The 12,506-nt window shown below is 41.2% G+C and carries 16 protein-coding genes and 2 rRNA genes; all 18 read left to right on the top strand.

Features of this window, described 5'->3' with window-relative positions; all coding sequences use genetic code 11:
* A 23S ribosomal RNA gene (locus AB1488_06240) occupies positions 1–94 on the top strand; the annotation flags it as partial.
* Between the two features lie 43 nt (positions 95–137).
* Positions 138–254, top strand: a 5S ribosomal RNA gene (rrf, locus tag AB1488_06235).
* Between the two features lie 61 nt (positions 255–315).
* Positions 316–1,026 carry a Crp/Fnr family transcriptional regulator gene (locus tag AB1488_06230; GenBank protein ID MEW6409695.1) on the top strand — a complete coding sequence of 237 codons (711 nt, stop codon included), beginning with the start codon at positions 316–318 and terminating at the stop codon, positions 1,024–1,026.
* An 85-nt stretch (positions 1,027–1,111) separates the two neighbouring features.
* Positions 1,112–2,143 carry a uroporphyrinogen decarboxylase family protein gene (locus tag AB1488_06225; GenBank protein MEW6409694.1) on the top strand — a complete coding sequence of 344 codons (1,032 nt, stop codon included), beginning with the start codon at positions 1,112–1,114 and terminating at the stop codon, positions 2,141–2,143.
* A gap of 308 nt (positions 2,144–2,451) precedes the next feature.
* Positions 2,452–2,895, top strand: coding sequence for a carboxymuconolactone decarboxylase family protein (locus tag AB1488_06220; protein ID MEW6409693.1), 444 nt, complete (start codon positions 2,452–2,454; stop codon positions 2,893–2,895).
* Positions 2,896–3,046: 151 nt separating this feature from the next.
* Complete coding sequence (locus AB1488_06215; protein MEW6409692.1) at positions 3,047–4,000, top strand: tetrahydromethanopterin S-methyltransferase subunit H; 954 nt, start codon at positions 3,047–3,049, stop codon at positions 3,998–4,000.
* Positions 4,001–4,183: 183 nt separating this feature from the next.
* Complete coding sequence (locus tag AB1488_06210; protein ID MEW6409691.1) at positions 4,184–5,212, top strand: MtaA/CmuA family methyltransferase; 1,029 nt, start codon at positions 4,184–4,186, stop codon at positions 5,210–5,212.
* Positions 5,213–5,230: 18 nt separating this feature from the next.
* On the top strand, positions 5,231–5,917 hold the full coding sequence (locus AB1488_06205; GenBank protein ID MEW6409690.1) for a corrinoid protein: 687 nt from the start codon (positions 5,231–5,233) through the stop codon (positions 5,915–5,917).
* 24 nt (positions 5,918–5,941) lie between these two features.
* Complete coding sequence (locus AB1488_06200; GenBank protein MEW6409689.1) at positions 5,942–6,895, top strand: ABC transporter substrate-binding protein; 954 nt, start codon at positions 5,942–5,944, stop codon at positions 6,893–6,895.
* A 100-nt stretch (positions 6,896–6,995) separates the two neighbouring features.
* Positions 6,996–7,763, top strand: a complete 768-nt coding sequence (locus AB1488_06195; protein ID MEW6409688.1) for an ABC transporter permease — start codon at positions 6,996–6,998, stop codon at positions 7,761–7,763.
* A gap of 45 nt (positions 7,764–7,808) precedes the next feature.
* Entirely contained in the window at positions 7,809–8,612 is an 804-nt protein-coding gene (locus AB1488_06190) for an ABC transporter ATP-binding protein (protein MEW6409687.1), read from the top strand.
* Entirely contained in the window at positions 8,602–10,572 is a 1,971-nt protein-coding gene (locus AB1488_06185) for an ASKHA domain-containing protein (GenBank protein MEW6409686.1), read from the top strand. Before AB1488_06190 ends, AB1488_06185 begins: the two co-directional genes overlap by 11 nt.
* 180 nt (positions 10,573–10,752) lie before the next feature.
* Positions 10,753–11,064, top strand: a complete 312-nt coding sequence (locus AB1488_06180; protein MEW6409685.1) for a hypothetical protein — start codon at positions 10,753–10,755, stop codon at positions 11,062–11,064.
* Positions 11,054–11,392 (top strand): hypothetical protein, encoded by a 339-nt coding sequence (locus AB1488_06175; protein MEW6409684.1) that lies wholly within the window; start codon positions 11,054–11,056, stop codon positions 11,390–11,392. Before AB1488_06180 ends, AB1488_06175 begins: the two co-directional genes overlap by 11 nt.
* On the top strand, positions 11,373–11,645 hold the full coding sequence (locus tag AB1488_06170) for a 4Fe-4S dicluster domain-containing protein (protein MEW6409683.1): 273 nt from the start codon (positions 11,373–11,375) through the stop codon (positions 11,643–11,645). The genes AB1488_06175 and AB1488_06170 overlap by 20 nt, the downstream gene beginning before the upstream one ends.
* 65 nt (positions 11,646–11,710) lie before the next feature.
* On the top strand, positions 11,711–11,986 hold the full coding sequence (locus AB1488_06165) for an AbrB/MazE/SpoVT family DNA-binding domain-containing protein (protein MEW6409682.1): 276 nt from the start codon (positions 11,711–11,713) through the stop codon (positions 11,984–11,986).
* Positions 11,976–12,287 carry a hypothetical protein gene (locus AB1488_06160; protein MEW6409681.1) on the top strand — a complete coding sequence of 104 codons (312 nt, stop codon included), beginning with the start codon at positions 11,976–11,978 and terminating at the stop codon, positions 12,285–12,287. The genes AB1488_06165 and AB1488_06160 overlap by 11 nt, the downstream gene beginning before the upstream one ends.
* A gap of 119 nt (positions 12,288–12,406) precedes the next feature.
* A partial coding sequence (locus AB1488_06155) for an HD domain-containing phosphohydrolase (GenBank protein MEW6409680.1) occupies positions 12,407–12,506 on the top strand: 100 nt, incomplete at its 3' end.

Raw genomic sequence — 12,506 nt, 5'->3', positions numbered from 1 at the left:
GGCTACTGGTAGACTACCAGTTCAATAGGCTGGATGTGTAAACACCGTAAGGCGCTTAGCTAACCAGTACTAATCAGCCGTGAGGCTTGACCACTACCCACTACCTCAGATACCTCACTACACCAGAAATCACTTTTCCCGGTGGCTATACCGGAGGGGAAACACCCGTTCCCATTTCGAACACGGAAGTTAAGCCCTCCAGGGCCGATGATACTATGATCGTGAGGTCATGGGAAAGTAGGTCGCTGCCGGGATTTTTTATTGTCTTGACATGGATTATACATGATTGTAGAGTAAATGACAGGGAGAATTAAAATGGAAAAACCATGGTATTATACCCTCATAGATTTCAGAAAAATTATAGATCCAAAATACCTCAATGAGATAAAGCCGCTCTTTTACAAAAAGAATGAACTCATATATGGTCCAGGAGACAAAAGTGATTGTATATACCTTGTTTCCAATGGCATAGTTAAGATCTTCAGTATAACTGTTACAGGTAAAGAGACATCCATGTCACTCCGATATCCGGGGGATATATTCGGCCTGGCAGAGATATATGGTAGTGAATGCAGGTTTTGCTTCGCAGGGGCATACAAGGATGCGACCATATATCCAATTAAGAAAGACCTGCTTACTACCATGATAAATGAAAATCCAGAGATCGCCATAAAGATAATAGAATTTCTCGGGAAAAGGCTTCTCGAAAAAGAGATATATATAGAACACTCAGTTGTGAGAAATGTAGAGGCGAGGGTGGCACACCTTCTTGTGAAGATAGCTATACAGGAAGGTGAATGTTGTGAAAATGGTTTTGTAAAGATAAACTTTAAATTAACCCACCAGACTATTGCAGACCTCGTAGGTGCATCAAGACAGACAGTTACAGAGGCTCTCAATAACCTTAAAGACGAAGGGCTTATCATTTTGACAAACAAAGAGATACTGATAAAGGACCTCCGGTTGCTTGCAAAACATGTAGGAACAAAGTTTGAAGTAAAGAGGAAAGAGAATCAAGTCGCCTAAACAGTTCAAATTGTCGCCTTCCTGACAGAATCTAACCCCAAAATCTTATTAAAATATTTTAAGAAAGATAATGCGGAGGTGTGTTATGACACCAAAGGAGGTAATATTTACAGCATTTGAGCTTGGTAAGCCAGAACGGGTTCCCGTAGCCCTTTTCGGGGGTGGGATGTTTACGATGTATAATACAGGAAACTCTTTTAAATCCCTTGCAGAGGATGCAAAAGGAATGGCAGATATGATCATTTCTTTTTCAAGAAAATCACTTTCGGATATTGTTTATGTTGGTTCCGGGTATAATAATTTCCATGCAGCCGCACTCGGTGGAAGGATTAAATATAGAGAGATTGGTGCCCCAGACCTCGAAGAACCATTGGTTGATACAGAAAGTGATCTCGACCGACTTGACCTTGAGGGACTTAAAAATAGCGCAACCGTAAGAGCTATCTGGGAGGCTACTGAGTTGGTTTCGCGGGCAATAGGTGATGAGTTTGTTGTCACTGCTACCGCATGGGGTCCTTTTACTTTGGGTGCACAGATATTTGGGGTAGAGAGGATGATGCGGGGGACATTTAAGACCCCTGAATTTGTGAAAAGGGTTGTTGATTTTGCTGCGGACCTAAACATAAAGTTTTATGCCGACCTTGTAGAACGAGGTATTATAAAAATGATAAGCCTTGCTGATCCAACAGCCTCTGGAGACCTCATCTCGAGAAAACAGTTTGAGAACTTTGCACTTCCTTATCTACAGAAGTTTACCTCATGGGCAAAGACAAAAGGTGTAAAGGTTCTTGTGCATATCTGTGGTGATACATCAGACAGGCTTGACCTCTTCCCGAAGATGGGTGCTGACTGTATAAGTCTGGATCATAAGGTAGATATTGCGAAGGCGAAAGCTGAACTCTCAGGGAAGATATGTTTTGCCGGGAATGTTAATCCTGTAGCGGTACTAAACAATGGAACACCTTCAGATGTAGAGGTGGTATGCCTAAGATGTATAGAGACTGCAGGACTTGAGGGTGGGTTTGTTTTGATGCCAGGCTGTGATATACCGCCTACAGTTCCAGTAAAAAATGTCGAGACATTTGTAAATATTGCGAGGGGATGGAAACTTAATTAGATTCTTTAGTGTCACCCTGAGCCGAAGAAAAGGGTCTCAAATCAAGATTCTTCGCGGAGTCTATCCTGAGCGACTGAAGGAGATTCTTCGGGGCTACGCCCCTCAGAATGACAGGAAGCGAAGGGCTCAGAATGACAGATTATACCGAAAGGGGGTGGTAAGTTTTAATAGTCTTGATAAGGAGGTAGGATGATGGGAATATTTGATTGGCTTTTTGGTTTACCCCGTTAGAAAGCTCGGGTGGGGACTCGAGCTCCTCGCTAACTATTTATTCTTTCTAACGGGGTAAAGAAAAGGAGGGGAGGAAAATGGCAGAGAAGAAGATGACTACCGAAGAGGTAAATAAATATATGGAAGACCTCATGGGGTTTTTACCGAGGATGTTTAAGATAATAAATACGGTCACCCCTGAGCCAGGAAAGACATTTGCTGATTTTTATGCCACAATATTTGGTGATGGAGCGATTTCCAAGAAGATGAAGGAATTGATGTTTACTGCTATCGGAGTGTCATGGTGTTCTCCAAGGTGCCTGATCCATGTGATTCCTGCGATAAAAGCAGGTGCAACTACGATGGAGATTTTTGAAGCGGTTGCTGTAGGTATGATCGGGGCAGGTTTCGTCCCGGGTGGCCCAGGGATTCCCTATGCATTTGAATATGCATTAAAGACCTTAGATATTGCTGATAAATACTCAAAAGGTGAACCGTGGGAATATCTGCCACAGCCGAAGTTTGACCATGGGGTATATTAAAGACAGTGAAAAGTGAGGAGTGAAAAGTGAATGCGGGCGAGGCAAAGCCTCGCCCAACATTGAATCGTGAATTGTCATTCTGAACTTGTTTCAGAATCTACAGACACGAGACCCTGAAATAAATTCAGGGTGACATTGGAGGAGGCAAATATTGTTCCGATTCGATAAAGAACAGAAGGTCTTTAATATCGGTAATATAAAGGTTGGAGGTCAGCCAGGAGAAAATCCTCCACTTTTGATAGCCTCACTGTTTCAAAAAGGGGATAGGCTTTTAATAGACAGAAAGGGACCACAGTTTGATAAGGATAAGGCAAAGGAATATATACTGCGTCAGGAAGAACTGACATCGCAGACAGGCATTCCAGGATTGATTGCGATGGTTGCAAACTCTGTTGATGAGATGAAGGCATACATAGATTTTTTCATAGAAATTACAGATATGCCATTTGCAATTGATATATGGGTCTCTAAGATAAGGCTTGCCTCTGCAAGATATGCTGCAAGTCTCGGGCTTCAGGATAGACTACTATATAACGGTATTACCCCATGGGATAAAGATATCCCAGAACAGATTGCCGAACTAAAGGAGTTAGGCATAAAACATGTAGTGCTTCAGGCGTTCGATGATAAGGATCAGACACCGAGAGGAAGAATTACCTCCTTAAGAAGACTGCTCGATCTTGTTGGTGACGCTAATTTTAAGACAATATTAGTGGATACATCCGTTATGAATCTTCCAGCAATCACATTTTCGCTCATAGCCAATTATCTTATTAAGGAAGAATTCGGGTTACCAGCAGGCTGTGCTACCTCAAATGGTACATATATGTGGAAACAGGCAAGGGAGGTGTGGGGTAAGGATGGCTTCGCTGCAATGGATGCTGCAGCCCATGGAATCAGTGCCCTGTTATGGAGTGACTTTTTATTTTATGGACCACTTGTATCTGCAAAGAGGATATTCCCTGCTGTTGCAACAGCTCATATCATGCTCTCTACACTTGTTTACGATGAGACAGGTTGGGTATCTGAAGATAGTAGTTTACCTATAAATAGATTCTATGCTGACTTTGTAGAAAAGATGAAAGAGGGAGGGGCTAGGGATTAAGGATTAAGGATTAAGGGGTAGGGGATTACCCCATATAATACAAATAATGTGATAATAACCAATGACCAAGCACCAATAATCAAACAGTGTTTGGTTATTGTAATTTATTTGAAATTTGTGATTTGGTTATTGGGATTTAGTTTATTGCGTTATGATTAGTGTGGAGTGAGGAGGTATTCATTAATGGCTTTAGGTCCGAGAGAAAGAGTGATGAGATTGCTTGATGGTGAGAGAATAGAGCCTGTTCCCTGTTTCAGCGGAATGGGGAATATTACGGTTGCAGGACTGAGTATGTATAACCTTCGCTTTGCAGCATTACACGGTGACGCAGATGCGATGGCAAAGGCAGCCGCTACAACATATAAACTCTATGGTTTTGAATGTGCAGTTGTTCCATTTGACCTCTGTGTTGAGGCAGAGGTATTAGGGTGCGAGATAAATGTCTATCCACATTCAGAGGATATACTTTATCCCACAATAAAAAAGAAGATAATAAGCAACGAAGAGGACATGACAAAAATCGTAGTTCCCGATAGTCTCAACGATAAAGGCAGGATACCTGTTGTGGTAAGTGCCATAAAACAACTTAAGGCTGAACTTGGTAGTGAAATAGCTATTGGCTCTTATGTCCTTGGTCCATTCACACTCGCAGGGCAGATAATGGAGTTAAACGACCTTCTTAAATTATCTTTCAAGAAACAGGCACTCGTAAACCAGATGCTTGAATCTCTTGCTGATGTGTCAATCGGTGTTGCGAGGATATTCAGGGATGCCGGTGCAGACTATATCACTGTTAGAGAAATGGGTGCTACATCAGATGTGCTCAATCCTCGAACATTCAAATCTCTGATACAGCCTCATCTAAGAAGGATATTTGATAATATTGGACACCCATCTGTGCTGCATATCTGTGGTAAGACGAATGATATAGTCGAATATATGGTAGAATGCGGTTCAGATGCCATAAGTGTTGAACAGAAGAATGATATTACGCTCACGAGAGAGCGACTTGGCAAAGATGCATTTGTCTTTGGTAATATTGATCCCTATAATGTCCTTGTTACTGGAAGTATAGATGATATAAAGGCATCTGTTATCACATCCATAAAGAGTGGGGTAGATGCAGTCTGGCCTGGGTGCGATATATGGCCTACCGCACCCGCAGAGAATATGAGAATGATAGTCAGAACAGCAAAGGAGGTTCAGCGTTGACTGAGAGGAGGAGGGACAGTGGAAGAATCAAAAAAGCAAGAATTATTTAAACGGTTAGCTGAAGGCGTGGTGAAATTCGATGAAGATATGGTAAAAGGGGCAGCGCAGGAGGTACTTGACAATGGTATAGATGCTTATGAGGCGATCTTTAATGGTCTTGTGGTTGGAATGGAAGAGGTTGGTAAGCTATTTGAGAGCCAGGAATACTTTGTTCCAGAGGTTTTGATGTGTGCAGATGCCCTTTACGCAGGTCTTGATATACTCAAACCACATGTTCATAAGAAAGATATAGGTATAAAGGGTTCGGTAGTGATTGGAACGGTTGAAGGAGATGTGCACGATATTGGGAAAAATATAGTCAAGATGATGTTTGATATCGCAGGCTTTACGGTTTATGACCTTGGAAAGGATGTTCCACTTGATAAGTTTGTTGAAGAGCAATTAAGGACAGATTCAGACCTTGTCTGTCTTTCAGCCATGATGACTACCACAATGGTTGGAATGAAGAAGGTAATTGATAAGATAAAGGCAAGGAATCCCAATGTGAAGATAATGATTGGTGGTGCACCGCTATCAAAGGACCTTGCTGATAGATGGGGTGCTGATGGCTATGCAAAGGATGCAACAAACGCACTCAAGGATGCAGTAAACATGATTAGTTCCTTGAGAAAGATGCGAGAAGAAGTTAAGGGTTATAAGGATTAAAGGATTAAGGAGGAAGAGGTTCTTATGAGAAAAATTTTGGGAATTTTATCAATCTTACTCGTTATATTATATACAGGGTTTTCAATGGCATCTTCCAAAAAGGTTCGTCTCGGTTATCTGCATAATGACCTTCATCACCTCGCTGTGTGGGTGGCGATTGATAAAGGTTTTTTCAGAGATGAAGGGATTGAAGTTGAAGTGGCAGGTATATTCAAGGCTGGCCCAGAAGAGATGAGTGCATTTGCTTCAAAGAGCATAGATGTTGGATACCTTGGTGTTGCACCGAGTATTACTGGTGTGGCTAATAAATTTGCAGATGTTAAGGCAGTAGCAATGGCTAACACTGAAGGTTCTGCTATAATTGTCAGAAAGGATTCAACAATAATGACTGTTAAAGACCTTAAAGGAAAGACTGTTGCTATACCTGGTTATTCGACTGTTCAGGACTTTCTATTAAGAAAAGCATTAGAAAGAGAAGGGATCGATCCTAAAAGAGTAAATATAATCGTGATAAAGCCTCCTGAGATGATTACAGCACTGGATACAAAACAGATAGATGCCTTTATAGCATGGGAACCACATCCATCAAAGGCTATAACTATGGGTATTGGAAGAACTCTGATCCCGTCCTCTAAGATATGGAAGGGCCATCCTTGCTGTGTTGTTGCGGTTGAGGGCACCTTTTACAGGGATAACCCTGATGTAATTAAGGCATTTCTTAAGGCTCATGTCAGGGCAACAGAACACATCAATAAGAATTTAGATGAGGCTGTCAGGATTGGCATGAAATTTACAGGGATGGATGAGGCAACTATACGGCAGGCGATGAAGAATATTAAGTATCATTATTTTATAAATGAAGGGGATATAAAGGAATATATAAAGTATCTTATTAAGTTTGGATACATAAAGCCTTTAAATATAGATACTTTTATTGATGTATATATGGAGATGAAGGCGATTAGTGAGGTTAGGTAGGGGTTTTGCAATATATCAAGTATCAGATAACAATTAACAATTTGCAATTGATAATTCATCATTGATAATTGTTCATTTATGTTAGGGAGAACGGAGGGCTTTGCGTCAGATTTATAAATCATTCAAGTATATTCCAGTCTTTATAGCTATCATTATCTGGCAAGTAGTATCCTCTTATGGAGTTATACCAGAGAATAGATTGCCTTCTCCTTTAAGTATAATCGGAGGTCTCATAGAACTTCTTATTAAAGGTCTTCCACCAGGTTATAATCTTGCAGGGCACTGTCTCGGTAGTCTGAAAAGGGTGTTAAGTGGAGTAGCAATAGCACTTATAACAGCCTTACCTCTCGGGATGTTCATGGGTTACTGGGGCTTGGTGAGGGACATTCTCCGTCCATTTGTTGAGTTGATAAGACCAATACCACCACTTGCATGGGTCCCTATAGCGATACTCTGGTTTGGTATCGGAGATAAATCTGCGTCATTTATTATATTCCTTAGTGCATTTTTCCCTATACTTCTGAATACCATAACAGGGGTGTTATCTATTAACATAAGGCTTATCGAATCATCAATGATACTCGGTGCTAAAAAGGGTGATCTTTTTCTCAAGGTGCTTACTCCGGGTGCTATGCCGTCTATTATTACAGGGATAAGGATTGCAGTAGGGATTGGGTGGATGACACTTGTGGCTGCTGAGTTTACAGGTATCAAGAGCGGATATGGTCTTGGATATATGATTATGACCGCAAGGGATATACAGCGACCTGACCAGATTATAGCAGGCATGGTTGTTATTGGGTTAATAGGATACGGTATGGATCTACTAATAAGAAAGATAGAAGGCAGGGTGTTGAGGTGGAGATAATAAAAAATACAGTGAACAGTGAATAGTGAACAGTGAGAAGGACGGATGGAACTTAAGGTAAAAGATATTTGGAAGTCGTTTAATAGTACCACTGAAGGTGAGAGTATTGATGTCTTAAAAGGCGTATCATTCACCGTATCTGAGGGTAAGTTTATATGTATAATCGGTCCGAGCGGATGTGGTAAGACAACCCTTTTAAGAATAGTTTCAGGCCTCGATAAACCTACTAAAGGAGAGGTTATTCTTGGTGATAGAGAGATAATAGCACCAGTAAGAGAAATCGGACATATCTTCCAGGAACCTGCACTCCTTCCATGGAGGACTGTGCTCAGGAATGTTGAGTTCGGGCTTGAGGTTGCAGGTGTTCAGAGACAGGAAAGAAGACAGAAGGCGATAGCATCGCTCGAACTTGTTGAACTTGATGGTTTCGGAGAATTTTATCCAAAAGAGATCTCGGGTGGTATGAAACAGAAGGTGGTTCTGGCAATGGCATTAGTGGTTGAACCAAAGGTTTTGCTTATGGATGAGCCATTTGTTTCGCTTGACTGCCAGACAAGAAATTATATGCAGGAAGTGCTTCTCCACCTATGGGAGAAGACAAAAAAGACAGTGATATTTGTTACACATAATGTGGATGAGGCTGTATTTCTTGGAGATGAAATTATATGTTTGACTTCAAGACCTGCTGGAATAGGGAGAGCGTTGAAGGTAGATATACCACGACCACGGGATAGAACAAGCCCCGAACTTAACAGAGTAAGAAAGGAAATTCTCGAATTTCTCGCAGAAGAGAGAAAAAAGACAACAAATACAAGCAGCATCGTTTACAGGAGAGAATATGGGACATAAGGTTATATTTCAGCCATCTGGAAGAAGGGGAATAATTGATGAAGGTAAGACTCTCCTTGAAGCAGCAAGGGAACTCGGTGTTGACCTTGAGTCTGTCTGTGGTGGTAAGCAAACATGTGGAAAATGTAAGGTGAGGATAGATGAAGGCTATTTTGAAAAAGATGCCATAGACTCAAGGATGTCACACCTCAGCCTATTATCAGATAACGAGAAAAAGTTCATAAAGCCTGAGGATGGTCCAAATGTTCGTTTAGCCTGTGCAACAGAGACATATGGTGATGTGAAGATATATGTCCCTGAGAAAAGCAGGGCAGGGAAACAGGTAGTAAGAAAGACAGCAACAGAGAGGGCTATAGCATTAATGCCTGCTGTGAAGAAATATCACATAGAACTTATACCTCCAACACTTCACGACCTGACGGTCGGAGACTCAGAGAGGGTAATATCAGCATTGAAAGAGAGGTACGGTCTGAATATAACTGCCATAGACTATCCTGTTTTGGTGCAACTACAGGATGCCCTTAGAGGCGGAAGATGGGAGATAACCGTCTCTGTGTGGATGGATAGGGAGATCATAAAGGTAGAACCTGGTTTTATTGAAGATACATACGGTATAGCAGTGGATGTCGGAACAACTACTGTTGTAGGTTATCTTTGCGACCTCATAACAGGAAAGGTTTTAAGCACAGAATCTATGATGAATCCCCAGGTTCCATATGGTGAAGATGTGATGTCAAGGATAACCTATGCAATGATGAATCCTGATGGACTTGCTGAGATGCAGAAGGCTATCATAGACGGATTGAATCATATTATTACCTCTGCGGTAAAGTCGCTTGAATGTAATAAGGGAGGTAAAAAATGTAGAAATGAAGATGTAATTGATATGACAATCGTCTTTAATACCGCAATGCATCATATATTTCTTGGTTTCAATCCTGAACATATAGGTAAAGTCCCTTTTATACCCGCAGTGCAGACTTCATTGAATATCAAGGCGAGGGATATGGGAATAAAGATAAATGAATCTTCCTATATCCATGTCCTTCCAATAGAGGCTGGTTTTGTTGGTGCTGATAATGTAGGTGTCCTTATCGCTGAGGAACCGTATAATCAGGACAGCATGGAACTTATAATTGATATAGGGACAAACGGTGAATTACTACTTGGAAACAGAGAGAAAATATATTCTACCTCATGTGCAACAGGGCCTGCATTTGAGGGGGCGCAGATCAAATTTGGAATGAGGGCAGCACCAGGAGCGATTGAACATGTAAAGATTGATCCTGATACGAAGGAGGTAATGTTTAAAGTAATCGGTAAGGCAGACTGGCACACACACCTTGAGAAGGCAAATGCAAAAGGGATATGCGGCTCAGGTATCATAGATGCAGTTGCTGAGATGTTTAGAAGAGGTATTATTACGAAAAGCGGAAACTTCAACCAGGACTTGAATACTCCACGATTCAGAAAAGACAGCGAAGGTAAACCTGAGTTTGTTATAGCGTGGGCGGATGAAACCTCGATCGGAACAGATATTACTGTAAGCATCGTTGATATAAGGGCTATACAGCTTGCAAAGGCAGCACTCTATGCGGGGGCTAAACTACTGATGCATAAACTTGGTATTAAGAAGATTGATAAAGTGATACTTGCCGGGGCATTTGGTAGTTATATCAATAAAGAATCTGCAATGATCATGGGGATGTTTCCTGATTGTGATATTGACAGCGTCTATGCTATAGGAAATGCTGCAGGTGATGGTGCACGCATAGCGCTTCTCAATGTAGATAAGCGTAACGAAGCAGACAAGAAGGCAAGGGAAGTCAACTTCGTTGAGATAGCGGTTGACCCGAACTTCCAGAAGGAGTTTGTGGAGGCGATGCATTTTCCACATATGAAGGATGCATTCCCGCACCTTGAAAAGGTATTAAAAAGAGATGTGGAGATTAGTGCATAAAGGTATTGAAAAACCACTTTTTCGCTTTTTTGATGAAATCTTTTACCAGACTACTGCTCGCTCCATTGCAACTTCGAAAACTCGCCCTTCGGGCTCAGACAATCGAAGTTGCGGACATTTCGCTTCGCAGAGTCTGGTAAACCCAAAGATTTCATATATCGCTCAAAAGGGGTTTTTCATATGACAAAGGCAGATCTCGATGCTGGTAGCTGTGGTTACACTGTGGGTATTACTGTAGAAAGACTTGATAAAACCCATCTCAATATAATGTTAGATACGGATTGTGAAAGGGTGAAATTGATGGAGGATGATATTAAAGACTCTAACTGGAAGAAACTCTTAAAGAATATTAGTGATTCACCTATATATATCTCTGCATCAAAAAGGGTAAAACATACAGGTTGTCCTGTCCCGATGGCTATAATAAAGGCAATAGAGGTAGAACTCGGTATTGCAGTCCCGAAGGAGGTGAAATTAAACTTTGGAAAATGAGATATTCAGAGAGGTCTTCTGGGGTATAGGTTCGGAGTTAAAGACGATATTCTATGTTATTGCAGTCACAACAATTGTCCTTTTTTTACTTAGTTTCTGGAGAAGGGTCTCTATATGGACAAAGGGGACTGATGATCCATCAGACCCTATCCGTGAAAAGGGTTTCTGGGGGATTATCTATTTTGTAATAAGGTATACATTTTCAAGGGAGTGTCTCTTTGCAAAAAGAGTTATGCCCTTATTCAAAAGGGTTTCATATATTTGCATCACAGATTACCACATGGGCTGCAGCTCAGAGGAGATGATAGATGAAGACATCAAAAAATAAAATCACAGAGGATCTTTCAAAAATACAACTCGTTGAGCTTGATGCATGCGTCAGGTGTGGAGAATGCCTTAAATGGTGTCCTGTCTATGAGGCACTTAAGGATAAAACCATAACAACCCCTGAGAAGATTGCTGGATACAGGGATATGGTTCAGTCAGCTAATTCACTGATGGCGATACTATCAGGTGAGGTATCATTATCCGATGAAAAGATGAAACATTTAGCAGAGGCACTCTATAAATGGATAACTTGACAAATTTATTAAATTGTAGTATTACTTTCAATAAAGTTATACTTTAATTGATCTGGAGGTTTGAGATGCCAACAACGGTGAAGGTTAAGGAAAAATTTCAGGTGACCATCCCTGAAAAAGTTAGAGAGGCTATACCATTAAAGGTTGGCGAAAAGGTAGAGGTAATAGCGAGGGGAAATGAGATAGTCATTCGTCCTGTAATCGAAATTCCGAGGGAACAATCCTGGTACTGGACTAAAGAATGGCAGGAGCAGGTGAATCGGGCAAGGAGAGAATTAAGAGAAGGGAAATACAGGAGATTTAAATCTGTCAAAGAAGCGAGGAAGTTGTTTGGGGACTGAACTTGTAATCCCTGAAAGTGTAATTAAATCGCTTAACAATCTTCCACGAGAGATCCGATTGAAGTTCTGGGAGCAGGTTGAAAGACTTCTTCAGAACCCTTCTTATCCAAGCCTCCGAAATGAAAAACTTGCTGGAACAGATGAGTGGGCTTTCAGCATAACGATGAATTACAGGGCAACATATTACAGAGAGGGGAAAAGACTTTTTATAACAGCAGTCGGAACTCATAAAGAGATTCTCGGAACCAAAAATGGGACGGTTCTATTTTCTCCTCGGCTATTCCCCTTTGTTAGAATGTGATATACATATTCCTTTGGTGTTATGCTTGCTGTCCTCGGCATACGATAAATCTATCATCTTTTATCTTTACTGTCACTGTCAAGAAAATAGAACCGTCCCATTTTTGAGAGTTAAGGCACATAATACCATGGATAAGGGGGCATCACGAGAGGTTTGATGGCAAAGGCTATCCAGATGGACTCAAGGGAGAAGAAATACCCCTACAGGCAAGGATACTCT

It is taken from the genome of Nitrospirota bacterium (assembly GCA_040756155.1).
Taxonomy (GTDB): Bacteria; Nitrospirota; Thermodesulfovibrionia; order JACRGW01; family JBFLZU01; genus JBFLZU01.
Note: the sequence above shows the minus strand (reverse complement) of the source record. Positions and strands in the feature narration are given on the sequence as shown.